This is a genomic window from Pseudomonas sp. KU43P (assembly GCF_033095865.1).
In the GTDB taxonomy this organism is placed as follows: Bacteria; Pseudomonadota; Gammaproteobacteria; order Pseudomonadales; family Pseudomonadaceae; genus Aquipseudomonas.
This window is the reverse complement of record NZ_AP019365.1, coordinates 194,202-219,545: the sequence shown is the minus strand read 5'-3', so window position 1 is coordinate 219,545 and position 25,344 is coordinate 194,202. Positions and strand designations below refer to the sequence as shown.

Below are 25,344 nucleotides of genomic sequence, written 5' to 3'. Positions count from 1 at the left end.
GGGCCGCAATGCGGCCCTTTGGAGTCAATCAGACAGACGCAGCCGCCGGCGTCGGGCGCTTGACCTGGGGCTGAGACACGTTGGCCGCAGCACCTTCCTCGATGGCTTGCTGGATCGCCTTGCGACGACGTTCTTCGGCCTGGCGGCTGAAGTACCAGACAAAGAAGGTCACCAGCGACACCGACAACAGGATCAGGCTGGCCACCGCGTTGATCTCCGGCTTCACGCCCAGGCGCACCGCAGAGAACACTTCCATCGGCAAGGTAGTCGAACCCGGCCCGGACACGAAGCTGGCCAGTACCAGGTCGTCCAGCGACAGGGCGAACGACATCATGCCGCCCGCCGCCAGCGAAGGCGCGATCATCGGGATGGTGATCAGGAAGAACACTTTCCACGGTTTGGCACCCAGGTCCATCGCCGCTTCCTCGATCGACAGGTCCAGCTCACGCAGGCGCGCCGACACCACGACCGCCACATAGGCTGCGCAGAACGTGGTGTGGGCGATCCAGATAGTGACGATGCCACGCTCCTGCGGCCAGCCGATCATCTGCGCCATGGCCACGAACAGCAGCAACAGCGACAGGCCGGTAATCACCTCGGGCATTACCAGCGGCGCGGTGACCAGGCCACCGAACAGCGTGCGGCCCTTGAAGCGGGTGACCCGGGTCAGCACGAAGGCCGCCAGGGTGCCCAATGCGACTGCAGCCACCGCCGTGTAGCAGGCGATTTCCAGCGAGCGCATCACCGAACCCATCAGCTGGGTGTTGTCGAGCAGGCCGACGTACCACTTCACCGACCAGCCGCCCCACACCGTCACCAACTTGGAGGCGTTGAACGAGTAGATCACCAGGATCAACATCGGCAGGTAGATGAACAGCAAGCCGAGCACCAGCATCAGCTTTGAGAAACCGAAGCGCTTCATGCTCTGCCCTCCATTTCTTTAGCCTGGCTGCGGTTGAACAGCAGGATCGGCACGATCAGGATTGCCAGCATCACCACTGCCAGGGCGGAAGCCACCGGCCAGTCACGGTTGTTGAAGAACTCTTGCCACAGCACCTTGCCGATCATCAGGGTTTCCGGGCCGCCGAGCAGTTCAGGAATCACGAACTCGCCCACCACCGGGATGAACACCAGCATGCAGCCGGCGATGATGCCATTCTTCGACAGCGGCACGGTGATCTTCCAGAAGCTGTTGAAGGTGCTCGAACCCAGGTCCGAGGCCGCTTCGAGCAAGCTCTGGTCGTGCTTCACCAAGTTGGCGAACAGCGGCAGGATCATGAACGGCAGGTACGAATAGACCACACCGATGTACACCGCCAGGTTGGTGTTGAGGATCTGCAGCGGCTGGTCGATCAGGCCGATCCACATCAGGAAGGCGTTGAGCAGGCCGTTGTTGCTGAGAATGCCCATCCATGCGTAGACGCGGATCAGGATCGCGGTCCAGGTCGGCATCATGATCAGCAGCAGCAGGACCGTCTGGGTTTCCTTCTTGGCGTTGGCAATGGCGTACGCCATCGGGTAGCCGATCAGCAGGCACAGCAGGGTGCTGAAGAAGGCCATCTTCAGCGAACCCAGATAGGCCGAGATGTACAGCTCATCCTCGGTCAACAGCCCGTAGTTGGCCAGGTTCAGCACCAGCTGGACCTTGTCCTCGACGTAGCTGTAGATCTCGGTATACGGCGGGATCGCCACGTCGGCTTCGGCAAAGCTGATCTTCAATACGATGAAGAATGGCAGCATGAAGAACAGGAACAGCCAGATGAACGGCACGCCGATCACCAAGTGCCGCCCCTCCGGGGTAAGACGCTGGAATGCTCGCTTGAGCTTGCGAAGTTTCATGACCGCAGTACCACGCCGCTGTCGTCTTCCCACCACACGTACACTTCATCGCCCCAGGTTGGCCGGGTGCCCTGGCGCTCGGCGTTGGCGACGAACGACTGCACCACCTTGCCGCTCGGCAGCTCGACGTAGAACACCGAGTGGCCGCCGAGGTAGGCGATGTCGTGGACCTTGCCGCGCGACCAGTTGTGCTCGAACTCCGGCTGCTTGGTAGTCACCAGCAGCTTTTCCGGGCGCAGGGCGTAGGTGATGTGCTTGTCTTCCACCGAGGTGGTGATGCCGTGCCCCACGTAGATCTTGCGCTCCAGCTCCGGGCTGGCAATGATCGCGTGGCCTTCGGCGTCGTCGACCACTTCACCCTCGAACAGGTTGACGTTGCCGATGAACTCGCACACCAGGCGGCTGGTGGGGGTCTCGTAAATGTCCACCGGCGAGCCGATCTGGGCGATCCAGCCCAGGTGCATGATGGCGATGCGCTGGGCCATGGTCATGGCCTCTTCCTGGTCGTGGGTCACCATCACGCAGGTCACACCCACGCGCTCGATGATCTCCACCAGCTCCAGCTGCATCTGCGAACGCAGCTTCTTGTCCAGCGCACCCATGGGCTCGTCGAGCAGCAGCAGTTTCGGGCGCTTGGCCAGTGAGCGGGCCAGGGCTACGCGCTGGCGCTGGCCACCGGAGAGCTGATGCGGCTTGCGCTTGGCGTACTGGGTCATGTGCACCAGCTTGAGCATCTCGGCCACACGGGCGTCGATCTCGGCCTTGGGCATACGGTCCTGCTGCAGGCCGAAGGCAATGTTCTGCGCCACGGTCATGTGCGGGAACAGGGCGTAGGACTGGAACATCATGTTGATCGGCCGCTCGTAGGGCGGCATGTCGGTGATGTCGACGCCATCGAGGAAAATCCGCCCTTCGGTCGGACGCTCGAAGCCAGCCAGCATACGCAGCAAGGTCGATTTGCCAGAACCGGAGCCACCCAGCAGGGCGAAGATCTCGCCTTTGCGGATTTCCAGGGACACATCGTCCACGGCTACCGTTTCGTCGAATTTTTTTGTGACCCGGTCGATCTTGACCAGCACCTGCTTGGGTTGCTGGCCACCCTCGAGGGCTTTCTTATAGGCACCGGAGGCAACTGCCATGAGTGAAACTCCCAACAAGATTTTGTTGCCCGCCGCTGCGTCAGTGGCGGGCCTGGATTGTTACTTGCCCGACTTGACCTTGGTCCAGCTGCGGGTCATCAAACGTTGCACCTTGGGCGGCAACTCACTGTTGACGAACATCTTGTCCAGCACTTCCTGCGGTGGGTATACCGCGGCGTCAGTCCTCACGGCCTGGTCCATCAGGTCGCCAGCCTTGGGGTTCGGGTTGGCGTAACCGACGTAATCACTGACCTGGGCGATAACCTCAGGTTTCAGCAAATAGTTGATGAAGGCGTGGGCCTCCTTGACGTTCTTGGCGTCCTTGGGGATCGCCAGCACGTCGAACCAGAGGTTGCCGCCTTCCTTGGGAATCGCGTAGGCCAGGTTCACGCCCTTCTTCGCCTCTTCGGCGCGGGCCTTGGCCTGGAACACATCGCCGGAGAAACCTGCCGCGACGCAGATGTCGCCGTTGGCCAGGTCGGTGATGTACTTGGACGAGTGGAAGTAGGTCACGTACGGGCGTACTGCCAGCAGCTTCTTCTCGGCCTTTTCGTAGTCCTTGGGGTCGGTGCTGTTGGGGTTCAGGCCCATGTAGTTGAGCACCGCCGGAAGCATTTCGTCTGCCGAGTCGAGGAAGGCCACGCCGCATTTGGAGAGCTTCTTCATGTTCTCGGGTTCGAACAGCACGGCCCAGGAGTCGATAGTGTCCACGCCCAGCGCGGCCTTCACCTTGTCGACGTTGTAACCGATGCCGTTGGTGCCCCACAGGTAAGGCACGGCGTACTGGTTGCCCGGGTCGTTCTTTTCCAGGCGTTTCATCAGCGCCGGGTCGAGGTTGCCATAGTTGGGGAGCAGGCTCTTGTCGAGCTTCTGGAACGCGCCCGCCTTGATCTGCTTGCCGAGGAAATGGTTGGACGGCACGACCACGTCATAGCCGGTGTTGCCGGCCAGCAGTTTGCCTTCCAGGGTTTCGTTGGAGTCGAACACGTCTTGCACGGGCTTGATGCCGGTGGCTTTTTCGAAATCCGCGAGGGTGTTCGGGCCGATGTAGTCCGACCAGTTGTAGAAATGCACCGTAGGCGCCGCTTGGACGCTGCATGCCAGCGTCAGGCCCGCTCCAGCCATCAAGGCCTTGCGTAATACAGAAATAGACAAGTGGGTGGTCCTCACAATCAGTGCCTTGGTAACGGCGCAGTGCTGCCGCGCAGGCAAAACCGGCGCGCAACTTACCTTCGCAGCTTCGATGCCGCAATCATCAATTGCCATTCACTGGCTCTGGACCGGAAAAGCCCGGCCCAGAGGTGCTGCATCGGGCTTACTTGCCCGACTTGATCTTGGTCCAGCTGCGGGTGATAGCACGCTGGGCAGCAGTTTCAGGGGCTGTAATCGCGTAAAGCTGCTTCTTCACCTCAGCTGGCGGGTAGATGCTCGGATCGCTGGTGATGGCCTTGTCCACGAACTGGGTGGCAGCGGCGTTGCCGTTCGGGAAGCGCACGGCGTTGGTGATCTCGGCCATGACTTCCGGCTGCATCAGGAAGTCCATGAACTTGTAGGCAGCTTCCTTGTGTTCGGCATCTTTGGGGATGGCAACCATGTCGTAGAAGGTACCGGCACCTTCTTTCGGAATGATGTAGTCCACTTTGACCTTGTCGCCAGCCTCGTGGGCACGGGCCTTGGCCTGCTCGACGTCACCCGAGTAACCGACGGCCACGCAGATGTTGCCGTTGGCCAGGTCGCCAATGTACTTGGACGAGTGGAAGTAGGTGATCGAAGGACGGATCTTGAGGAACAGATCCTCAGCAGCCTTCAGGTCTTCCTTGCTGGTGCTGTTGGTCGGCTTGCCCAGGTAATGCAGTGCAGCCGGCAGCATTTCGGTCGGGGCATCCAGGAAGCTCACGCCACAGCTCTTGAGCTTGGCGATGTTCTCAGGCTTGAACACGGCGTCCCACGAGTCGATCTTGTCCACACCCAGCGCGGCCTTGACCTTCTCCGGGTTGTAGCCGATGCCGATCGAGCCCCACATGTACGGGAAGGCGTGCTTGTTGCCCTTGTCGCTGGCATCGCCAACGGCCTTGAGCAGGTCTTCGTCGAGGTTCTTCCAGTTCGGCAGCTTGGAGCGGTCAAGCTCCTCGTAGACGCCCGCCTTGATCTGCTTGGCCAGGAAGTTGTTGGACGGCACGACGATGTCATAACCCGACTTGCCTGCCAGCAGCTTGGCTTCCAGGGTTTCGTTGCTGTCGAAGACGTCGTACTTGACCTTGATGCCGGTCTGCTTCTCGAACTTCGCGATGGTGTCCGGAGCGATGTAGTCCGACCAGTTGTAGACGTTCAATACCTTGTCTTCAGCCTGAACTGCGGTCGCCATGGCACCCATCAGGGCGGCGGCCAGCAACGTCTTGCCCATTTTCTTCATGCGTCATGCTCCAGATTTTTTTGATTTGCCATCCGTTCAGCTGCCAGGTCCCGCAGTACACGCGTTGGGCGACTGAAACAGTCGCTAGTCTGGCAAGTTACAAGGCGCTGTTTCAAGGAAAGCAGCCCCTTGTAACCAACTAATGTCACAACGCTAGCCTAGCAAAGGCTCACCGGATCGCTTCGAGCGTCAGGTCCAGGCACTTACGCGCCTTTTCCACCAGCTCGTCGACCTCCGCGTGGCTGATCACCAGGGGTGGTGCAATGATCATGGTGTCGCCTACCGCGCGCATGATCAGGCCGTTTTCGAAGCAGAAGTTGCGGCACACCATGCCCACGCCCTTGCCTTCGTAGCGGCTGCGGGTGGCCTTGTCCTTGACCAGTTCGATCGCGCCGAGCAGGCCCAGGCCGCGAACCTCGCCCACCAGCGGGTGGTCCTGCAGTTCCCGCAGACGTTTTTGCAAGTAGGGTGCCACTTCCGTGCGAGCGTGCTCGACGATCTTCTCGTCGCGCAGGATGCGCAGGTTTTCCAGGCCTACCGCGGCAGCCACCGGGTGGCCGGAATAGGTGAAGCCGTGGTTGAAATCACCGCCTTCGCTGAGCACCTTGGCCACGGTGTCACGCACGATCACACCGCCCATGGGGATGTAACCGGAGGTAAGGCCCTTGGCAATGGTCATCAGATCGGGCTTAAGGTCGTAGTAATCGGAACCGAACCACTCGCCGGTACGGCCGAAGCCGCAGATCACTTCGTCGGCGACGAACAGGATGTCGTACTTGGCCAGAATTTCCTTGATCTTCGGCCAGTAGGTATCAGGCGGAATGATCACACCCCCGGCGCCCTGGATCGGCTCGGCGATGAAGGCGGCGACGTTGTCCTCGCCCACTTCCAGAATTTTCTTTTCCAACTGCTCGGCAGCCCAGACACCGAATGCGTCCGGGGTCATGTCGCCGCCTTCGCCGAACCAGTACGGCTGCGCAATATGCACGATGCCCGGGATCGGCAGGCCACCCTGCTCGTGCATGCCGCTCATGCCGCCCAGGCTTGCGCCAGCGACGGTGGAGCCGTGATAGCCGTTGATGCGGCCGATGATGGTCTGCTTCTGTGGCTTGCCCTTGAGCGCCCAGTAGTGACGCACCATGCGCAGCACGGTGTCGTTGCCCTCGGAGCCAGAGCCGGTGAAGAACACGTGGGTCATGCCCTCGGGCGCCACGTCGGTGATGGCCTTGGCCAGCTCCAGTGCCGGCGGGTGGGCAGTCTGGAAGAACAGGTTGTAGTACGGCAGCTCGCGCATCTGCTTCTCGGCAGCCTGCACCAGCTCTTCACGGCCGTAGCCGACCGCCACGCACCACAGGCCGGCCATGCCGTCGAGGATCTTGTGCCCCTCGCTGTCCCACAAATGCACGCCCTGCGCCTTGGTGATGATGCGCGGCCCCTTCTCCTTCAGCTGCTTGTAATCACTGAAAGGTGCAAGGTGGTGCTCGCCGCTCAGGGTTTGCCATTCACGGGTTTGCGGGTTTTTGACGCTCATGTGCTTCTCCAGGGTCCGCAGGCCGCCGTTGGGCGGCCTCAGGGGTTGATCACACAGCAAACAGCAGGAACTCACGCTCCCAGGAGCTGATGACACGCTTGAAGTTCTCATGCTCGGCGCGCTTGGTAGCGACGTAGCCGGTGATGAATTTCTTGCCCAGGTACTGGGTCAGCGCACGGCTGACTTCCATACGTTCCAGGGCGTCTTCGATGGTCAGCGGCAGGCGCAGGTTGCGTCGCTCGTAGCCACGGCCAACGACCGGGGCGCTGGCCGCGATGCCTTCGACCATGCCGATGTAGCCGCACAGCAGGCTCGCGGCGATGGCCAGGTACGGGTTGGCGTCGGCGCCCGGCAGACGGTTCTCGACGCGGCGGTTCTGTGGGCCGGCATCCGGCACACGCAGGCCGACGGTACGGTTCTCCTCGCCCCACTCGACGTTTACCGGTGCCGAGGTGTCCGGCAGGAAGCGGCGGAACGAGTTGACGTTGGGCGCGAACAGCGGCAGAGCCTCGGGGATGAACTTCTGCAGGCCACCGATGTGGTGCAGGAACAATTCGCTCATGCTGCCGTCTTCGTTGCTGAAGATGTTCTTGCCGGTGGCGGCGTCGACCACGCTCTGGTGCAGGTGCATGGCACTGCCCGGCTCGCCGGTCATGGGCTTGGCCATGAAGGTGGCGGCCACGTTGTGCTTGAGGGCGGCTTCGCGCATGGTGCGCTTGAACACCAGGATCTGGTCGGCCAGGTGCAGGGCATTGCCGTGACGGAAGTTGATTTCCATCTGCGCCGTGCCGTCTTCGTGGATCAGCGTATCGAGGTCGAGCTGCTGCAGTTCGCACCAGTCGTAGACGTCCTCGAACAGCGGGTCGAATTCGTTCGCGGCCTCGATGGAGAAAGACTGACGGCCGGTTTCCGGGCGGCCCGACCGGCCCACCGGCGGCTGCAGCGGGAAGTCCGGGTCTTCGCTGCGCTTGGTCAGGTAGAACTCCATCTCCGGCGCGACGATCGGCTGCCAGCCCTTGTCGGCGTAGAGCTTGAGTACTTTCTTGAGGACGTTGCGCGGCGACAGCTCGACCGGGTTGCCCTTCTTGTCGTAGGTGTCGTGGATGACCTGCGCGGTCGGCTCGATGGCCCAAGGCACGAGGAACACGGCGTCTTCGTCAGGGCGGCAGATCATGTCGATGTCGGCCGGGTCGAGCAGTTCGTAATAGATGTCGTCGTCGACGTAATCGCCGGTCACGGTCTGCAGCAGCACGCTTTCGGGCAGGCGCATGCCTTTTTCGGCGATGAACTTGTTGGTCGGCGAGATCTTGCCGCGAGTAATGCCGGTCAGGTCGCTGATCAGGCATTCGACTTCGGTGATCTTGTGCTCTTTCAACCAATCGGTGAGCTGGTCGAGGTTGTTACTCATAGATACCTCAGGAGGTAATGTGGTCCGCGCATTGATTCTGGATGGAGTGGATTGCTAAAGCAAAAACACCCACGCAGGAGCACAGTGGATACACTGGAAACCAGCGAGTCCGTAATGAGTTCGAAAGGCAGGAAGACAAGAAGCGCAGCGAAATGATGCTACGAGGTGAGGTCCGGGCGCGCACAGCGTCAATTATTGCGGCCAGGGCGGCCACAGCGCGATTGAAGCTTGCAGGAATGGCAGGTATACCCGAGCGCACTGCATAGGCAGCGCTTTCAGGTCGCGACAAGCGGACCATGTGACCCTCGTATTATTGTGTTCTGGGTTGAACCCGAGCTTAGCCTTGTTCATTTTTTTACACAACACCTCCGTAAAAAATAAAACACGGCATGTCGGAGATAGCCCTGAGCAACGGAAATAGCGGATAATGGCACGCCCCGATATGCAGCAAATCTGCCGTCGATGTGCCATTTCAGGGCATCATGGGGTTGGCTTGACATCAGTAGGGCTTTTCGATTGACTGGTCCTGCAAGCCCCCCTTGATTGATATTTTTAACAACAAAGGTGTTGCATCATGTCGGTACCCCCGCGTGCCGTTCAGCTTAACGAAGCGAACGCGTTCCTTAAGGAACATCCTGAGGTTCTCTACGTTGACCTTCTGATTGCAGATATGAATGGTGTGGTGCGTGGCAAGCGCATAGAGCGCACCAGCCTCCACAAGGTTTACGAGAAAGGCATCAACCTGCCGGCCTCCCTCTTCGCCCTCGACATCAACGGTTCCACCGTCGAAAGCACCGGGCTCGGCCTGGATATCGGCGATGCCGACCGCATCTGCTACCCGATCCCTGGCACCCTCTCCAACGAACCCTGGCAGAAGCGCCCGACCGCGCAGCTGCTGATGACCATGCACGAAATCGAAGGCGAGCCGTTCTTCGCCGACCCACGCGAAGTGTTGCGCCAGGTGGTGAGCAAGTTCACCGACATGGGCCTGACCATCTGCGCCGCGTTCGAGCTGGAGTTCTACCTGATCGACCAGGAGAACGTGAATGGCCGCCCGCAGCCACCACGCTCGCCAATCTCCGGCAAACGCCCGCAGTCGACCCAGGTGTACCTGATCGACGACCTCGACGAATACGCAGACTGCCTCCAGGACATCCTCGAGGGTGCCAAAGAGCAAGGTATCCCGGCTGACGCCATCGTCAAGGAAAGCGCCCCGGCGCAGTTCGAAGTCAACCTGCACCACGTTGCCGACCCGCTCAAGGCCTGTGACTACGCCGTGCTGCTCAAGCGGTTGATCAAGAACATCGCCTACGACCATGAAATGGACACTACCTTCATGGCCAAGCCCTACCCGGGCCAGGCAGGCAACGGCCTGCATGTTCATATTTCCGTGCTGGACAAAGATGGCAACAACATCTTCACCAGCGAGGATCCCGAGCAGAACGCCGCGCTACGTCACGCTGTCGGCGGTGTGCTCGAGACCCTGCCCGCGTCCATGGCGTTCCTCTGCCCGAACGTCAACTCGTACCGCCGTTTCGGCGCGCAGTTCTACGTACCGAACGCGCCGAGCTGGGGCCTGGACAACCGCACCGTGGCCCTGCGCGTGCCCACCGGCTCGCCGGATGCCGTGCGCATCGAGCACCGCGTGGCGGGTGCCGATGCGAACCCGTACCTGATGATGGCTGCCGTGCTGGCTGGCGTGCACCATGGCCTGACCAACAAGATCGAGCCAGGCGAGCCGATCGAAGGCAACTCGTACGAGCAGTTGGAGCAGAGCCTGCCGAACAACCTGCGCGATGCCCTGCGCGAGCTGGACGACAGTGAGATCCTCAACAAGTACATCGATCCGAAGTACATCGACATCTTCGTCGCGTGCAAGGAGAGCGAGCTGGAGGAATTCGAGCATTCGATCTCCGACCTCGAGTACAACTGGTATCTGCACACTGTGTAAGTGAAAACGCCGCCCATCAGGGCGGCGTTTTTCATTTCGGGGAATGTGCGGGCTTTACCGGCCCTATCGCCGGCAAGCCGGCTCCCACAATGGTTAGGCGTGATCACTGTGGGAGCCGGCTTGCCGGCCATAGGGCCGGTGCAGACTTACAACGGTTTCTCGAAAATCTTCGAATTGCGCTGGTAGTTGTACAGCGACGCCCGCGCCGCCGGCAGCCGCTCCACGCCACTGGGCGTGAAGCCCCGCTCACGGAACCAGTGCGCGGTCCGCGTGGTAAGCACGAACAAGGTATTCAAGCCCAACGCCCGCGCGCGGCCCTCGATGCGCTCGAGCAGCTCATCCCCGCGTCTGCCATGGCGGTACTCCGGGCTCACGGCCAAGCACGCCAACTCACCGGCCTGTGAATCGGCAATCGGGTACAACGCCGCACAGGCGATGATCATGCCTTCACGCTCGACCACGCTGAACTGCTCGATCTCCCGCTCCAGCACTTCACGCGAGCGCCGTACAAGGATGCCCTGCTCTTCCAGCGGGCTGATCAGCTCCAGCAAGCCGCCAACATCCTCGATGGTCGCCTCGCGCACCACTTCGAACTGTTCCTGCGACACCAGCGTACCGCCACCGCCCCGGGTGAACAGTTCGGTAAGCAAGGCGCCGTCTTCGGCATAACTGACGATATGGCTGCGCGCCACGCCGCCTTTGCACGCCTCGGCAGCCGCATCCAGCAACTCGGCCTGATAATCGCTGCCCAGGCGCGCCAGATGCGGCGCGATCTGCTGCGGCCGCAGTTCGCGCACCAGCTTGCCGTGCTCGTCGAGCAAGCCAGGCTCGGCACCGAACAGCAGCAGCTTGTCGGCACCCAGCTCGATGGCGGCGCGGGTGGCCACGTCTTCGCAGGCCAGATTGAAAATCTCACCGGTGGGCGAGTAACCCAAAGGCGACAGCAGCACGATGGAGCGCTCATCGAGCAGCCGACTGATGCCCTTGCGGTCGATGCGGCGCACTTCGCCGGTATGGTGGTAATCCACGCCTTCGAGCACACCGATCGGGCGAGCGGTCACCAGGTTGCCGCAGGCTACGCGCAGCCGTGAACCCTGCATCGGCGAAGCGGCGATGTCCATCGACAGGCGCGCCTCGATGGACAGGCGCAGGGCGCCGACCGCATCGATCACGCAGTCCAGCGTGGCGGCATCGGTGATGCGCATGCCGCGGTGGTAGTGCGGGGTCAGGCCCCGGGCCTCCAGGCGGCTTTCGATCTGCGGGCGCGAACCATGCACCAGCACCAGGCGCACGCCCAGGCTGTGCAGCAACACCAGGTCGTGGACGATGTTGCCGAAGTTCGGGTGTTCTACCCCATCGCCGGGGAGCATGACCACGAAGGTGCAATCGCGATGGGCATTGATGTACGGGGAGGCATGACGCAGCCAGTTGACGTAATCGGGCATGACAGGGCCTGTGGATAAAGTGGACGGAGAACGGTAGATGACACGGCGTTCAGGATCATCGTCGGAACAGGCTTGCGGTCACGCGCGGTCTCCTCTAGGCAAGAACGAATCAACAGGGTGGACGTTTACTGGAGGCAATAGTGCCGGATCAGGTCACGCAATAGACGCACGGTAGGCTCGATTCGTGACATTTCAAGGTATTCGCCGGGCTGGTGGGCACAGGCGATATCGCCAGGCCCCAGCACGATGGTCTGGCAACCAAGCTGCTGAAGATAAGGCGCTTCGGTACCGAACGCCACTGCTTCGGCCCGATGCCCGGTAAGGCGTTCGGCCACCTGTACCAGCTCGGTATCGGCGGCCTGCTCGAACGGCGGCACGGCGGGGAACAGCGGTGCATAGTCGATGCGAACTTCGTGGCGCTCGGCCACCGGTTGCAGTTTTGCGCGAATGGCTTGGCGCAGCTGCTCTACATCCATGCCCGGCAGCGGGCGCAGATCGAACTCCAGGGCGCATTGCCCGCAGATGCGGTTGGGGTTGTCGCCGCCGTGGATGCAGCCGAAGTTCATGGTCGGCGTGGGCACACTGAATTGCGGGTTGCGATAGGTATCCTGCCACTGCCGGCGCAGGCCCATCAGTTCGCCCATAACCGCATGCATGGCTTCCAGGGCGCTATGACCGAGACTCGGGTCCGACGAATGGCCGCTGCGCCCGAGGATGTCGATGCGGTCCATCAGGATGCCTTTGTGCATGCGGATAGGCTTCAGGCCCGTAGGCTCGCCAATTACCGCCGCGCGGCCCAACGGCTGCCCTGCCTCGGCCAGGGCACGGGCGCCGGACATCGAACTTTCTTCGTCGCAAGTGGCGAGGATGAGCAACGGCTGCTTGAAGTCATGCTCGAGCAAAGGGATCACAGCCTCGATGATCAAGGCGAAGAAGCCCTTCATGTCGCAGCTGCCAAGACCTACCCAACGACCGTCGACCTCGCTCAGCTTGAGCGGGTCGCTGGCCCACAGCTGTTCGTCGTAGGGCACCGTGTCGCTATGCCCGGCCAGCACCAGCCCTCCAGGGCCGGTGCCACGGCTGGCCAGCAGGTTGAACTTGCCTGGGCTGACTTGCTGGATATCGCAATGGAAACCCAGGTCACCGAGCCAGCTCGCCAGCAGGTCGATGACCTGGCGATTGGACTGGTCCAGCGCAGGCTGGGTGCAACTGACCGAGGGCGCGGCGATCAAGGCAGCAAACTGGTCTTTGAGCGTGGGCAACGGCATGCGCGTACTCCTCGGAAGCGTTGCCCATCATAGGGCCATCCGCCGTAAGGAATAAACCGTTGCCGGCCCAGTCCTGTAGACTGCACGGCTATCACGCCCTCCCTTCGAGCCTGCGATGCACAAAGAAACCGAACTCAAGCTCCGCGCCAGCCGCGATACCCTCGCCGCCCTGCGCGAGCACCCTCTGCTGAAAAAGCGCAACAAGTCCGGCTGGCAGACCCGCGAACTGCTCAACCAGTACTTCGACACCCCCGAGCGTGACCTTGCCGCCGCCCGTGTCGCCCTGCGCCTGCGCCGCGATGGCGAGGACGTCATCCAGACCCTGAAGTGCCGTGGCCAGAGCGTCGCCGGCCTGTCCGAGCGCAACGAGTACGAGTGGCACCTGGACAAGGTCAAGCTCGACCTGAAAAAGCTTGATGCCACCTGCTGGCCCGAGCAACTGGCCGAACTGGACAAGAAAACCATCAAGCCGCTGTTCACCACCGACTTCACCCGCGAGTACGCGGAAATCGCCTGGGGCCGTGGCAAGAGCAAGGTGGTGATCGAAGCCGCGCTGGACCAGGGCTTCGTGATAGCCGGCAAGCAAAAGGAAGAAATCTGCGAACTGGAACTGGAGCTGCGTGAAGGCGCTCCCGAAGCGCTGCTGGAGCTGGCCGCCGAGCTGGCCGCCAGCCTGCCATTGATGCCCTGCGACATCAGCAAGGCCGAGCGCGGCTACCGCCTGCTGGAGCCGGACAGCTACGAGCTGAGCCTGCCGAGCTCGGAACTGAACGCTGAAATGGCCCTGGACGAGGCCTTCACCGCCCTGGCCTGGCAGTTGCTGGGCAGCAGCCAGCGCCTGGCCGAGCAGTATCGCCACAATGGCCACTGGCGCCTGCTGCAGGACTGGGTGCAGTGCCTGGGCGAGCTGCGCGCATTGGTCAGCAGCCTGGGCCAGGCCGCACCTCGGGCCACCACCCGTGAACTGCGCGCCAGCCTCGACGCGCTGCTGGAAGACTGGCGCCCGCTGGTGCAAGCCGGCAACGATGACGAAGACATCCGTCGCGCTGCCCCCGAGCAGTTCGTCGATGAGCTGGAAGACGTGCGTTGGGGCCAGTTCTCCCTGGAAACCTCGCGCTGGCTGCTGGCCCGTACCTGGACCGTGGAACGCAAGGGCCGTGGCGAGCGTCAGGGCAAAGCACAACTGGCAAGCTGGCTGGCGCACCTGCTGGGCGAAGAAGGCCGTGCGTTGAAACTGCCGCTGTACACCCAGCGCCCGGAAGACCTGGCCGAACAGTTGCCGCGTATCGAGCAGCTGCTGGCCTGGCTGCACCATGCGCGCCAGGTGCTGGAAGCGCCGCAGATGGACCGCCTGTACGGCGACCTGAAAAAGCTGCACGAGCTGGCGGAGCAACCGCTGGGCGAAGAGCCTGACGAGCTGCTTGAAGCGCGTATCGAGCAGGCTCGGGCGATCGATCAGAGCCGTGGCTGGAAGCATCTGCTCAAGGTTTGATTGCATAGCGCTGCCATCGCCGGCAAGCCGGCTCCCACAAAGACTCCAGTGATCCCTGTGGGAGCCGGCTTGCCGGCGATGGCTTCACCGCATCAGTGGCAGGCTGGTGGTGGATTTGATTTCCGACAGCGCCACGATCGAATTGACCTCCTGGATGCCCGGCACGTTCGACAGCTTTTCGAAGAAGAAGCGCTCATAGGCTTCGATGTCCGACGTGACGATGCGCAGCAGAAAATCCACCGACCCCATCAGCACATAACACTCCAACACTTCTGGAAAGCCGCGGATCGCCTCGGTGAACTCGGTGAAGTTGGAGCGGCCGTGGGCGTTGAGTTTCACTTCGGCGAAAATCTGCGTGTTCAGGCCCACCTTTTTGCGGTCGAGCAAGGTCACCTGCCCACGAATGATGCCCTCCTCCTTCATCCGTTGTATGCGGCGCCAGCAAGGCGATTGCGACAGCCCTACCCGCTCGGCGATCTGCGCGCTCGACAGCGAAGCATCCGCCTGCAGCAGTTCGAGAATGCGTCGGTCATAGGCGTCCAACTCGCTCAGCATGATCAATCCTCTTAAGCTGATATTTACGAATAAATCTCTTCGTGATTACCGAAAAATGATCGAATCATAGCGAAAAAATGCCAGCTTAAACCTGTAACAATTTCTTCCACATTCGTGGAGACCAGCATGAACGCACTCGAACGCCCCTTTCCCCGTAGCGATGCCTGGGCAGCCCACGCCAGCCACAGCACCGTGCGCTATTGCCTGCAGGCCGAGGCCGAGCCAGACAGCCTGTGCCGGGTACTCAACCTGTTCGCCCTGCAGTTCCTCACACCGCACAGCGTGCATGTCAGCCAGCACGATGACCTGCTCGACATCGCAATCGACATTGGCGGGCTCAGTTGGCATCGAGCCGAGGTCATCGCTCAGAAGCTGCGCAATCTGGTGTGTGTCGGGGAGGTCAGCCTGGAAAATCAGGCGCGCATGGAGATGGCAGCGGTCTGATCAGGCGCAGCAAGACTTCGAAACCTTTTTTTGATCCTGATATGACCCTGCCCGGCTAGCCTTGCCAGGCACTTATCATCTGGCACGGACGCCATCATGCACACCAAGGACGATCACGCCCTCGACCTGACGCTACTGCTTAATGCCCTGCAGGCCGAGCAGCACCTCACCGCCAACGACGCCCAGCGGGTACTCGGGGCTGCCGCCACCCACCCTGGCCGCCACCCGCTCGAAACCATCGCCGCCCTGCACATCGAGGACCGCCGCAACCCCGGCCAGCACCTGCACCTGGACAGCCTGTGCCAATGGCTCGCCGGCAAGGTTGGGCAGCCCTACCTGCACATCGACCCCATGCAGCTCGACCTGGTCCAGGTCAACGGGCTGATATCCCCGGCCTTCGCGCGGCGCCACGGTATCTTCATCGTCGCCAGCGATGCCAACGGCATCACTGTGGCCAGCGCACAGCCCTACCAGGACCATTGGCAGGCCGACCTCAGCCGCAGCCTGGGCAAGCCGATCCGGCGAGTGCTGGCAAGCCCGCTGCAGATACGCCAGATGGGCCAGTCGATGTTCCGCCTGGCCCATTCGGTTCAAGGCGCCCAGCAACAGCAACCGGCCAGTGTCGGCGAACTGGAACAGTTGCTGGAGGTGGGCAAACGCCAGGCAGAAGCCGGTGCCGATGATGCGCATATCGTGCACATAGTCGACTGGCTGCTGCAGTACGCCATCGAGCAGCGCGCCAGCGACATTCACCTCGAACCCCGCCGCGATCAAGGTCACTTGCGCTTCCGCATAGACGGCCTGCTGCACACTGTTTACACCTTCCCGGCCGGCGTCACGCTGGCGCTGGTCAGCCGGCTCAAGCACCTGGGGCGGATGGACGTGGCGGAAAAACGCCGGCCACAAGATGGCCGGGTGAAGAGCAGCCTTCCCGGCGGCAGTGAACTGGAGTTGCGCCTGTCGACCTTACCGACGCCATTCGGCGAAAAACTGGTGCTGCGCCTCTTCGACCCACAGCAGTTGCAGGAAGACTTCGACCAGCTCGGCCTGGAAGGCGAGCAGCTGGCGCAGTGGCAGGCACTGTTGCAGCGGCGCCAGGGCATTCTGCTGGTCACCGGCCCAACCGGTTCCGGCAAGACCAACACGCTGTACGCCAGCCTCAAGCTGTTGGCCACGCCCGAGGTCAACCTGTGCACCATCGAAGACCCGATCGAACGCCTGGAGCCCACCTTCAACCAATTGCAGGTACAACCAGCGCTGGACCTGGGGTTTGCCAATGGCGTGCGCGCACTGCTGCGCCAGGACCCCGACATCATCATGATCGGCGAGATCCGCGACCGCGAAACCGCCCAGGTAGCAGTGCAGGCGGCGCTGACCGGGCATCTGGTGCTGTCGACGCTACACACCAACGACAGCTGCGGCGCCATTACCCGCCTGCAAGAACTCGGCGTGGCCGACTACTTGATCAGGGCCACCCTCGGTGGCGTGATGGCCCAGCGCCTGGTGCGCGTACTTTGCCGGGAATGCCAGGGCGTCGCATCGGCCGCCGGTAGCCAGGCGTGCCAGGTGTGTCGCGGCACTGGTTTTCATGGCCGCACGGGCGTGTTCGAGCTGCTGGTGCCCAGCGACAACCTGCGCGCACAGATAGGTGCCGGTGCCGACCTGGCCAGCTTGCGGCAAATGGCTCTAGATGAAGGGTTGCAGGACCTGCGACGCTGCGCAGAGGCTAAAGTGGCCCGGGGCCTGACCCGCCACGAAGAGGTCCTGAGGGTCTGTTCCTGAACAAAAAACCCTTGTATTCAAGGAACTTGCGCACATCTCACAGGATCAAACCGGGCATCTTCAACCCTCACCCTTCGAGGTGTTTCAACATGCGTCTCAAAACCGCCATCGCAGCCGCTGCCTTGATCTCGCTGCCCATTGGCTCCGCCATGGCCGATACCTTCTGGCGCAACGTCCTGTCCTCGGGCGCAACCACGGCATCGACCTACCTGACCTCGCGCGACCACAAGCTGGTGCTCGCGGCACAAGACGACGCAGGCAGCTTCGTGGCCAGTGAAGGCGCAATTCGCGGGCCGTTCCTGGAATCCGCCCTGCGCCAGGTGCGGGCAGAAAACCCCGGCCTGCAGGCCTCCGACATGGAACTGGCGAACGCCATCCTGGCGAAAAACGCTGTAGCCGAATAAGTACTGCGGGGGCTATGCCCCCGATCGCCACACCGTTCTCAGCGATAAGCCTCCACCGGCACGCACGCGCAGAACAGATTCCTGTCCCCATAGACGTTGTCCACCCGGTTCACCGCAGGCCAGTACTTGTGCTGGCGCACGTGAGCACTGGGCGCTACCGCCTGCTCCAGGCTGTAGGGGCGGCTCCACGGTGCCAGCACGTCGGCCAGGGTATGGGGTGCATGCTTGAGAGGGTTGTCCTCCGCTGGCCAGTTGCCCTCCTGCACCTGATCGATCTCCGCACGAATTGCCAGCATCGCCTCGATGAAGCGGTCCAGCTCTGCTTTCGACTCGCTCTCGGTCGGTTCGACCATCAGTGTTCCCGGTACCGGGAACGACATGGTCGGGGCATGGAAGCCATAGTCCATCAGGCGCTTGGCGACATCCTCTTCGGTGATGCCGGTCTGCGCCTTGAGCGGCCTGAGGTCGAGAATGCATTCGTGCGCCACACGCTGATTGCGGCCACGGTAAAGCACGGGGAATGCCCCACCCAATTGGCTGGCCAGGTAGTTGGCCGAGAGAATCGCTACCTCGCTGGCATCGGCCAGTTGCGGCCCCATCATGGCGATGTACATCCAGCTGATCGGCAAGATGCTCGCACTACCCCAAGGTGCAGCACTGACCGCGTTGTTGTTTGGGTCCAGGCCCGGCACCGGCACCACGGGGTGGCTGGCGACGAACGGCTTGAGGTGGGCACGAATACCAATCGGCCCCATGCCGGGCCCGCCGCCTCCGTGGGGAATGCAGAAGGTCTTGTGCAGATTCATGTGGGAAACATCGGCACCAATGTCCGCAGGCCGCGCCAGCCCGACCTGGGCGTTGAGGTTGGCACCGTCCATGTATACCTGGCCGCCCTGCTGGTGCACGACCTCGCAGATTTCCCGAATGCCCTCCTCGTAAACACCATGGGTCGAGGGGTAGGTGATCATCAGGCAAGACAGCCTATCCCCTGCCGCTTGTGCTTTGGCCTTCATGTCGATGAGATCGACATTGCCCTCATCGTCACACTCGACAATCACCACTTCCATGCCGGCCATCTGCGCCGACGCAGGGTTGGTGCCGTGCGCCGATGACGGGATCAGACACAGGGTCCGCTTGGGCTGGTGGCGGCTGCGGTGATAACGGGTGATCGCCATCAGGCCGGCGTATTCACCCTGCGCACCGGAGTTGGGCTGCATGCAGATGGCATCGAAGCCGGTAATGGCGCACAACCAGCCTTCCAGCTCATCGATCATTGCCTTGTATCCCATGGCCTGGGCCGCGGGTGCAAAGGGGTGAAGCTGGGCGAAGGCAGGCCAGGTGATGGGGATCATTTCGCTGGTGGCATTGAGCTTCATGGTGCAGGAGCCCAGCGGAATCATCGACTGGTTCAGCGCCAGGTCCTTGTTCTCCAACTGCTTCAGGTAACGCAGCATCTCGGTTTCGCTGTGGTGCAGGTTGAACACCGGGTGGGCCAGGAACGGCGTGCGCCGCACCAAGGCGGCAGGAATGCCTTCGGGCAGCGCCTGCTGGTCGAGTGTGGCGATGTCCAGGCCATGGTCCACGCCCAGGAAGATGTCGAGCAGCTTCAGGACGGTCTGCTCGGAGCAGGTTTCGTCGAGGCTAACCCCCAGGTGCCCGCGCCCGAGGATGCGCAAGTTGATGCGTGCCGCTTCGGCGCTTTCGATGATCGCCGCCTGGGCACCGCCGACATCCAGGGTCAGGGTGTCGAAGAAGTGCTGGTTGAGGCGCTTGATGCCTTTGGCTTCGAGGCCGGCGGCCAGCACGAAGGTCAGCCTGTGCACGCGCTGGGCGATGCGCTGAAGGCCCTCAGGGCCATGGTAGACGGCATAGAAACCGGCCATGTTGGCCAGCAGCACCTGGGCCGTACAGATATTGGAATTGGCCTTTTCACGGCGGATGTGTTGCTCGCGGGTCTGCAGCGCCATGCGTAGCGCGGTGTTGCCACGGGCATCGCGAGACACGCCGATGATGCGCCCGGGCATGGCTCGCTTGTAGTCGTCGCGGCAGGCAAAATAGGCGGCGTGCGGGCCGCCGTAACCCATCGGCACGCCGAAACGCTGGGTCGAGCCCAGCACCACATCTGCGCCGAGTTCGCCAGGCGGCGTCAACAGCACCAAGCTGAGCAGGTCGGCGGCCACGCAGGCCACGGCCTGTTGGCCATGCAACTGGTCGATCGGCGGACGCAGGTCGCGTACCTCGCCATGCGTGTCCGGGTATTGCAGCAAAGCACCGAACACCTGGTGCTGGGCCAGGTTATCCACAGAATCGACAATCAGTTCGAAGCCGAACCCTTCCGCACGGGTGCGCAGCACCGAGAGCGTCTGCGGATGGCAGTGCTCGTCCGCGAAGAACGCGTTGCTCTTGTTGCGTGCCACGCGCTTGGCCAGTGCCATGGCTTCGGCCGCTGCGGTGGCTTCATCGAGCAGCGAGGCATTGGCCAGGGCGAGGCCGGTGAGGTCGATGACCATCTGCTGGAAATTCAGTAGCGCTTCCAGCCGGCCTTGGGCGATTTCGGGTTGATAGGGCGTATAGGCGGTGTACCAGCCGGGGTTTTCCAGCACGTTGCGCAGAATGACGGTGGGGGTGACTGTGCCGTGGTACCCCATGCCGATGAGGCTGGTCCAGACCTGGTTCTGCTCGGCATAGCTGGCGAGCCTGGCCAGTGCGGCCTGCTCGTCAAGGGCGGGCGGCAGGTCAAGGGCGCGATTGAAGCGGATGCCCGGTGGCACGGTCTGCTCGATCAACTCGCTACGGTGCTTCAGGCCGAGAGCCTCGAGCATGGCCTGCTGCTCCGAGGCATCGGGCCCCAGGTGGCGGCGCAGGAAAGGGTTGAGCTCTTGCAGTTGATGCAGGGATGGCGACTGGGACATGACGACGCTCTCTTCCTAGACCAGGTCTCATGGAGACTTATAAGTCTAGGAAGGATTGCCGAGAGTGCGGGAAAACTTGCTTGCAGGCCCGGCCTCATCGCCGGCAAGCCGGCTCCCACAGGACAGGTGCAAGCTTTGCGCTATGTGCAGTCCCTGTGGAAGCCCGATGAGGCCTGAGGCTTATTCGCCGATAGCGGCTTGGTAACCCGTAGCATTCAGCAGCTTTTCCAGCTCCGCCGGGTTGCTCGGCTTGAGCTTGAAAATCCAAGCGCCGTAGGGTTCTTCGTTGAGCAGCTCCGGGCTTTCGGCCAGCGCTTCGTTGACCGCGATCACTTCGCCACCCACTGGGGCGTAGATGTCGGAAGCGGCCTTGACCGACTCGACCACACCCGCCGCATCGCCAGCCTCGAAGGTTTTGCCGACGTCGGCCAGTTCGACGAACACCACATCACCCAGGGCCTCCTGGGCGTGGTCGCTGATGCCCACGGTCACGGTGCCGTCACTTTCCAGGCGCGCCCACTCGTGGCTTTCGGCAAAACGCAGATCGGCGGGGATATTGCTCATGTCTTGAATTCCTCGTTTGGGTCAGCGGTTCGGCCCGCCGTTAATTGTTCAGATCAGAATCTTTCCTTGGCGCACGAAGGTCGGTTTGACCACTCGCACCGGGTACCACTTGCCGCGAATCTCGACCTCGGCACGGTCGCCGGTGGCCATGGGCACACGCGCCAGGGCAATGGATTTGCTCAGCGTAGGAGAGAAACTACCACTGGTGATCTCCCCTTCGCCAATGCCGGCAACGCGAACCACCTGATGGGCACGCAAAACACCCCGTTCTTCCAGCACCAGGCCAACCAGCTTGTCCTGCACGCCGCGCTCGATTTCCAACAGCAGGCCGGCGCGGCCGATGAAGTCGCGCTCGGCAGGCTCCCAGGCCACGCTCCAGCCCAGGTTGGAGGTGAGCGGGGTGTGGCTTTCGTCGATGTCCTGGCCGTACAGGTTCATGCCGGCCTCGAGGCGCAGGGTGTCCCGAGCGCCCAGGCCGCTGGGGGCGATGCCTGCACCCACCAGGTCGTTGTAGAAGGTAACGGCCTCATGGCCGGGCAGGATGATTTCCAGGCCGTCTTCACCGGTGTAACCGGTACGGGCAATGAACCAGTCACCGTCGGCAATGCCCTCGAACGGGCGCAGTTCACGAATCAGTGCAGCGCGCGAGGCGCTGAGCAACGCCGCAACCTTTTCACGGGCCTGCGGGCCCTGGATAGCGAGGATGGCCAGATCAGGGCGGACCTCGAAATCGACCGAGAACCCGGCTTCCTGGGTCTTGAGCCATGCGAGCACCTTGGCCCGGGTAGCGGCGTTGGTGACCAGGCGATAGCCGGCCTCGGTGCGATAGGCGATCAGGTCATCGATGACCCCGCCCTCTTCGTTGAGCAGCGGGCTGTACAGGGCCTTGCCGACAGCATCGAGCCGAGCGACATCGTTGGCCAGCAAGCGCTGTAGCCAAACGGTGGCATCACGGCCACTGATGTCGATCACGGTCATATGGGAAACATCGAAGACCCCACAGTCGCTGCGCACCTGATGGTGCTCCTCGACCTGCGAGCCATAGTGCAGGGGCATGTCCCAGCCACCGAAATCGACCGTCTTGGCGCCAAGCGCCAGGTGCAAGTCGTACAAGAGCGTGCGCTGTCCCATGGGTTTCTCCTTCCGGGCGTGGCGAAGCGGCGGCGGTCGATGACGTTTAATCGTCAGCTCTTCTTGTAGGACCCGCCGCGCGAATGCCGCGCATTGTAGCCGCAAGGGCGCGGGCTGGCATCCTCAGTGACTGTGACCGGGGCGACGAGCGGAACGGCGAATCAGCCCGATGACCGGCAGCAGGCCCACCAGCACCAGGGTCAAGGCAGGCAATGATGCCCTTGCCCACTCGCCTTCGCTGGTCATCTCGAACACCCTAACCGCCAGGGTGTCCCAGCCAAACGGTCGCATCAGCAAGGTGGCGGGCATCTCCTTGAGCACGTCGACGAACACCAGCAGTGCAGCGCTCAGGGCGCCCGGCACAAGCAATGGCAGATACACCTTGAAAAACAATCTCACCCCACCGACACCCAAGCTGCGCGAGGCTTCCGGCAACGACGGACGGATGCGTTCCAGGCTGCTTTCCAACGGCCCATATGCCACAGCGATGAAGCGCACCAGGTAGGCCAGCAGCAGGGCCGCCAGGCTGCCCAGCAGCAACGGCTTGCCCGCCCCGCCCAGCCAGTTGGAAAGCGGAATCACCAGGTGATTATCGAGGTAACTGAAGGCGAGCATGATCGACACCGCCAGCACCGAGCCGGGCAAGGCGTAGCCCAGGTTGGCCAGGCCAACCCCTGCACGAATACCGCCGGTCGGGGCCTGCCGCCGCGCGAACGCCAGCAGCAAGGCCACAGACACGGTGATCAGCGCGGCCATGCCGCCCAGGTAGAGGGTGTGAAGCACCAGGCCGATGTAGCGTTCGTCCAGGTCATGTCGCACCCGCTGCCAGCACCACACCAGCAGCTGCAGCAGCGGGATGACGAAGGCGAAGGCGAACACCAACAGGCACCAGCCACTGGCCAGCAACGCCTTGATGCCGCGCAGGTGATACAGCGCCTGCCCGCGAGGTCGCTCGTTGCCACTGCGGGTCGCACCCCGTGCGCGCCGTTCGCCGTACAGCACCAGCATCACTGCCAGCAGGAGCAGGCTGGCAAGCTGGGCCGCGCTGGACAGGCTGAAGAAGCCGTACCAGGTCTTGTAGATGGCGGTGGTGAAGGTATCGAAATTGAACACCGCCACCGCACCGAAATCGGCCAGGGTTTCCATCAGAGCCAAGGCGATGCCCGCGCCAATGGCCGGACGCGCCATGGGCAAGGCCACCCGCCAGAACGCCTGCAGCGGCGACAGGCCCAATACTCTCGCTGCCTCCATCAAACCCTTGCCCTGGGCCAGGAACGCCGTGCGCGCGAGCAGATAGACGTAGGGGTAGAACACCAACACCAGCACCGTGATCACGCCACCGGTGGAGCGCACCCGCGGCAGACGCATCGGCCCGAACACTTCGCGCAGGGCGCTTTGCACTGGGCCGGAGAAGTCGAGCAGGCCGACGAAGACGAAGGCCAGCACATAGGCGGGAATCGCGAACGGCAACATCAGTGCCCAGTCCAACCAGCGTCTGCCAGGGAATTCGCAGAGGCTGGTGAGCCAGGCCAGGCTGACGCCGAGCACCGTGACGCCCACGCCCACGCCCAGCACCAGGGTGACGGTATTGCCGAGCAGGCGGCTCATCTGGGTGTCGAGCAGGTGCGACCAGATTTGCAGGTCGACCGATTGCCAGGCCAGCAGCAGGACGCTCAGGGGCAGGAGCACCAGGGCGGCGATCAGGGTGACCGGTAGGTACCAGCGGCGTTGGTGGGTATGGGGCAAGGTTGGGAATCTCGGTGGTGATGGCGACCGCTTTGCGGTCGATCGCGGGCAAGCCCGCTCCTACAGGGGTACGGCGCCCGCAAGGGTTGCACATTACCTGTGGGAGCCGGCTTGCCGGCGATAGCACCCTGTCAGGCCCCGGTAAGATAAGGCCTGGCGCTTAGTTCCAGCCAGCCCGATCCATCAGCCGGATGGCCTCGGCCTGACGCTTGCCAGCCACTTCCACCGGAATGCTGTCCGCCTTGAAGCTGCCCCACGCCGCCACTTCCTCCGACGGCTTGACCTTCGGGTTGGCCGGGAACTCCTGGTTGATGTCGGCAAACAGCTTCTGCGCCTCTTCTCCGGTCATCCACTCCACCAGTTTCTTCGCCGCTTCTGGGTGCGGCGCATGCTTGGTCAGGCCGATACCCGAGAGGTTCACGTGCACACCCCGGTCGCCCTGGTTAGGCCAGAAGATCTTCACCGGCAGGTTCGGGTTCTGCTTATGCAGGCGGCCGTAGTAGTAGGTGTTGACCACCCCCACGTCACACTGGCCCGCCTCGATGGCCTTGATCACGGCGTTGTCGTCGGAGAACACGTCGGTGGACAGGTTGTTGACCCAACCTTTGACGATCTGCTCGGTCTTGGCCTCGCCGTGGTTCTCGATCAGCGTGGCCGTTAGCGACTGGTTGTAGACCTTCTTCGCCGTGCGCAGGCACAAGCGCCCTTCCCACTGCTTGTCGGCCAGGGCTTCGTAAGTGGTCAGTTCTCCGGGTTTGACCCGCTCGGTGGAGTAGATGATGGTGCGTGCGCGCAAGCTCAGGCCGGTCCAGTCATGGGACGAAGCGCGGTACTGCGACGGGATGTTCCGGTCGATGATGTCCGACTTGATCGGCTGCAGGATGCCCATCTGTTCGGCCTGCCAGAGGTTGCCGGCATCCACGGTCAGCAACAGGTCGGCAACGCCGTTCTCGCCCTCGGCCTTGATGCGCTGCATCAGCGGGGCTTCCTTGTCGGTGATGAACTTGACCTTGACCCCGGTCTCCTTGGTGTAGGCGTCAAACACGGGCTTGATCAGCTCGTCGATGCGCGAAGAGTACACCACCACTTCGTCCGCTGCCTGGGCGGTGCCGCCGAACAGGGTCAAGGCCAGGGCGGCCAGTAGGGGCTTGCGTGGCAACATGGGAAGCACTCCTCGGATCGTATGAGAGGCGCAAATGGTAGTGAATCCCATTTTAGCGCTCACCCTCGGAGCCGTTACCGGATGTTGCAGGGGGGCTGCTCTGCAGCCTAATCGCCGGCAAGCCGGCTCTTACAGAGGTTCGAGGTGACCTTGTGGGA

20 protein-coding genes are annotated in these 25,344 nt (G+C 62.4%); 5 read left to right on the top strand and 15 right to left on the bottom strand.

Going from position 1 to position 25,344, the window contains the following annotated elements; translation table 11 throughout:
- Positions 1-28: 28 nt before the first annotated feature.
- From KU43P_RS01040 to KU43P_RS01010, 7 genes are all read right to left on the bottom strand, one after another.
- Positions 29-922, bottom strand: coding sequence for an ABC transporter permease subunit (locus KU43P_RS01040; RefSeq protein WP_317660659.1), 894 nt, complete (start codon positions 920-922; stop codon positions 29-31).
- On the bottom strand, positions 919-1,839 hold the full coding sequence (locus KU43P_RS01035) for an ABC transporter permease subunit (protein ID WP_317660658.1): 921 nt from the start codon (positions 1,837-1,839) through the stop codon (positions 919-921). The genes KU43P_RS01040 and KU43P_RS01035 overlap by 4 nt, the downstream gene beginning before the upstream one ends.
- The gene (gene potA, locus KU43P_RS01030) at positions 1,836-2,978 is read right to left on the bottom strand and encodes a polyamine ABC transporter ATP-binding protein (RefSeq protein WP_317660657.1); all 1,143 of its coding nucleotides are present in this window, start codon (positions 2,976-2,978) and stop codon (positions 1,836-1,838) included. The genes KU43P_RS01035 and potA overlap by 4 nt, the downstream gene beginning before the upstream one ends.
- Positions 2,979-3,038: 60 nt before the next feature.
- Positions 3,039-4,133: a polyamine ABC transporter substrate-binding protein gene (locus KU43P_RS01025; protein WP_317660656.1), complete on the bottom strand. Its 1,095-nt coding sequence runs from the start codon at positions 4,131-4,133 to the stop codon at positions 3,039-3,041.
- A gap of 160 nt (positions 4,134-4,293) precedes the next feature.
- Positions 4,294-5,391 (bottom strand): polyamine ABC transporter substrate-binding protein, encoded by a 1,098-nt coding sequence (locus KU43P_RS01020; protein WP_317660655.1) that lies wholly within the window; start codon positions 5,389-5,391, stop codon positions 4,294-4,296.
- A gap of 169 nt (positions 5,392-5,560) precedes the next feature.
- Positions 5,561-6,922, bottom strand: a complete 1,362-nt coding sequence (locus KU43P_RS01015; RefSeq protein ID WP_317660654.1) for an aspartate aminotransferase family protein — start codon at positions 6,920-6,922, stop codon at positions 5,561-5,563.
- Between the two features lie 49 nt (positions 6,923-6,971).
- Positions 6,972-8,330 carry a glutamine synthetase family protein gene (locus KU43P_RS01010; RefSeq protein ID WP_317660653.1) on the bottom strand — a complete coding sequence of 453 codons (1,359 nt, stop codon included), beginning with the start codon at positions 8,328-8,330 and terminating at the stop codon, positions 6,972-6,974.
- A gap of 574 nt (positions 8,331-8,904) precedes the next feature.
- On the opposite strand from KU43P_RS01010, the gene KU43P_RS01005 reads away from it, so the two are divergent.
- Positions 8,905-10,281, top strand: coding sequence for a glutamine synthetase family protein (locus KU43P_RS01005; RefSeq protein ID WP_110734219.1), 1,377 nt, complete (start codon positions 8,905-8,907; stop codon positions 10,279-10,281).
- Between the two features lie 146 nt (positions 10,282-10,427).
- On the opposite strand, the gene argA is transcribed toward KU43P_RS01005, so the two are convergent.
- Both argA and argE read right to left on the bottom strand, forming a co-directional pair.
- Entirely contained in the window at positions 10,428-11,726 is a 1,299-nt protein-coding gene (gene argA, locus KU43P_RS01000; RefSeq protein ID WP_317660652.1) for an amino-acid N-acetyltransferase, read from the bottom strand.
- 125 nt (positions 11,727-11,851) lie between these two features.
- The gene (gene argE / locus KU43P_RS00995; protein WP_317660651.1) at positions 11,852-12,994 is read right to left on the bottom strand and encodes an acetylornithine deacetylase; all 1,143 of its coding nucleotides are present in this window, start codon (positions 12,992-12,994) and stop codon (positions 11,852-11,854) included.
- Between the two features lie 115 nt (positions 12,995-13,109).
- Here argE and KU43P_RS00990 point away from each other — a divergent pair, with 115 nt between their 5' ends.
- On the top strand, positions 13,110-14,486 hold the full coding sequence (locus tag KU43P_RS00990) for a CYTH domain-containing protein (protein ID WP_317660650.1): 1,377 nt from the start codon (positions 13,110-13,112) through the stop codon (positions 14,484-14,486).
- A gap of 84 nt (positions 14,487-14,570) precedes the next feature.
- Here the strand turns inward: KU43P_RS00990 and KU43P_RS00985 are convergent, their stop codons facing one another.
- Positions 14,571-15,041, bottom strand: a complete 471-nt coding sequence (locus KU43P_RS00985) for an Lrp/AsnC family transcriptional regulator (protein ID WP_317660649.1) — start codon at positions 15,039-15,041, stop codon at positions 14,571-14,573.
- 126 nt (positions 15,042-15,167) lie between these two features.
- Between KU43P_RS00985 and KU43P_RS00980 the strand changes: the two genes are divergently transcribed.
- The 3 genes from KU43P_RS00980 to KU43P_RS00970 all read left to right on the top strand — a co-directional run bounded on the left by KU43P_RS00980 (position 15,168) and on the right by KU43P_RS00970 (position 17,671).
- Positions 15,168-15,485 (top strand): hypothetical protein, encoded by a 318-nt coding sequence (locus tag KU43P_RS00980; RefSeq protein WP_317660648.1) that lies wholly within the window; start codon positions 15,168-15,170, stop codon positions 15,483-15,485.
- A gap of 96 nt (positions 15,486-15,581) precedes the next feature.
- The gene (locus KU43P_RS00975; RefSeq protein ID WP_317660647.1) at positions 15,582-17,267 is read left to right on the top strand and encodes a GspE/PulE family protein; all 1,686 of its coding nucleotides are present in this window, start codon (positions 15,582-15,584) and stop codon (positions 17,265-17,267) included.
- Positions 17,268-17,356: 89 nt separating this feature from the next.
- A complete protein-coding gene (locus KU43P_RS00970) occupies positions 17,357-17,671 on the top strand; it encodes a DUF2388 domain-containing protein (RefSeq protein WP_317660646.1) in 315 nt (104 codons plus the stop codon).
- A 38-nt stretch (positions 17,672-17,709) separates the two neighbouring features.
- Here the strand turns inward: KU43P_RS00970 and gcvP are convergent, their stop codons facing one another.
- The 5 genes from gcvP to KU43P_RS00945 form a co-directional block, all read right to left on the bottom strand.
- A complete protein-coding gene (gcvP, locus tag KU43P_RS00965; RefSeq protein ID WP_317660645.1) occupies positions 17,710-20,583 on the bottom strand; it encodes an aminomethyl-transferring glycine dehydrogenase in 2,874 nt (957 codons plus the stop codon).
- A gap of 180 nt (positions 20,584-20,763) precedes the next feature.
- Entirely contained in the window at positions 20,764-21,147 is a 384-nt protein-coding gene (gene gcvH / locus KU43P_RS00960) for a glycine cleavage system protein GcvH (protein ID WP_317660644.1), read from the bottom strand.
- A gap of 48 nt (positions 21,148-21,195) precedes the next feature.
- Entirely contained in the window at positions 21,196-22,278 is a 1,083-nt protein-coding gene (gcvT, locus tag KU43P_RS00955) for a glycine cleavage system aminomethyltransferase GcvT (protein ID WP_317660643.1), read from the bottom strand.
- A 123-nt stretch (positions 22,279-22,401) separates the two neighbouring features.
- Complete coding sequence (locus KU43P_RS00950) at positions 22,402-24,024, bottom strand: ABC transporter permease (protein WP_317660642.1); 1,623 nt, start codon at positions 24,022-24,024, stop codon at positions 22,402-22,404.
- A 160-nt stretch (positions 24,025-24,184) separates the two neighbouring features.
- Complete coding sequence (locus KU43P_RS00945) at positions 24,185-25,186, bottom strand: extracellular solute-binding protein (RefSeq protein ID WP_317660641.1); 1,002 nt, start codon at positions 25,184-25,186, stop codon at positions 24,185-24,187.
- Positions 25,187-25,344 lie beyond the last annotated feature (158 nt).

Bases quoted from the DNA above. Each gene is read 5' to 3' on its own strand.
- KU43P_RS00985 (WP_317660649.1), bottom strand. From the start codon at position 15,041: ATGCTGAGCGAGTTGGACGCCTATGACCGACGCATTCTCGAACTGCTG.
- KU43P_RS01010 (WP_317660653.1), bottom strand. From the start codon at position 8,330: ATGAGTAACAACCTCGACCAGCTCACCGATTGGTTGAAAGAGCACAAG.
- KU43P_RS00970 (WP_317660646.1), top strand. From the start codon at position 17,357: ATGCGTCTCAAAACCGCCATCGCAGCCGCTGCCTTGATCTCGCTGCCC.
- KU43P_RS00990 (WP_317660650.1), top strand. From the start codon at position 13,110: ATGCACAAAGAAACCGAACTCAAGCTCCGCGCCAGCCGCGATACCCTC.
- KU43P_RS01040 (WP_317660659.1), bottom strand. From the start codon at position 922: ATGAAGCGCTTCGGTTTCTCAAAGCTGATGCTGGTGCTCGGCTTGCTG.
- argA (WP_317660652.1), bottom strand. From the start codon at position 11,726: ATGCCCGATTACGTCAACTGGCTGCGTCATGCCTCCCCGTACATCAAT.
- KU43P_RS01020 (WP_317660655.1), bottom strand. From the start codon at position 5,391: ATGAAGAAAATGGGCAAGACGTTGCTGGCCGCCGCCCTGATGGGTGCC.
- KU43P_RS01005 (WP_110734219.1), top strand. From the start codon at position 8,905: ATGTCGGTACCCCCGCGTGCCGTTCAGCTTAACGAAGCGAACGCGTTC.
- KU43P_RS00945 (WP_317660641.1), bottom strand. From the start codon at position 25,186: ATGTTGCCACGCAAGCCCCTACTGGCCGCCCTGGCCTTGACCCTGTTC.
- gcvH (WP_317660644.1), bottom strand. From the start codon at position 21,147: ATGAGCAATATCCCCGCCGATCTGCGTTTTGCCGAAAGCCACGAGTGG.
- KU43P_RS01015 (WP_317660654.1), bottom strand. From the start codon at position 6,922: ATGAGCGTCAAAAACCCGCAAACCCGTGAATGGCAAACCCTGAGCGGC.
- argE (WP_317660651.1), bottom strand. From the start codon at position 12,994: ATGCCGTTGCCCACGCTCAAAGACCAGTTTGCTGCCTTGATCGCCGCG.
- KU43P_RS00980 (WP_317660648.1), top strand. From the start codon at position 15,168: ATGAACGCACTCGAACGCCCCTTTCCCCGTAGCGATGCCTGGGCAGCC.
- gcvT (WP_317660643.1), bottom strand. From the start codon at position 22,278: ATGGGACAGCGCACGCTCTTGTACGACTTGCACCTGGCGCTTGGCGCC.
- potA (WP_317660657.1), bottom strand. From the start codon at position 2,978: ATGGCAGTTGCCTCCGGTGCCTATAAGAAAGCCCTCGAGGGTGGCCAG.
- KU43P_RS01035 (WP_317660658.1), bottom strand. From the start codon at position 1,839: ATGAAACTTCGCAAGCTCAAGCGAGCATTCCAGCGTCTTACCCCGGAG.
- gcvP (WP_317660645.1), bottom strand. From the start codon at position 20,583: ATGTCCCAGTCGCCATCCCTGCATCAACTGCAAGAGCTCAACCCTTTC.
- KU43P_RS00975 (WP_317660647.1), top strand. From the start codon at position 15,582: ATGCACACCAAGGACGATCACGCCCTCGACCTGACGCTACTGCTTAAT.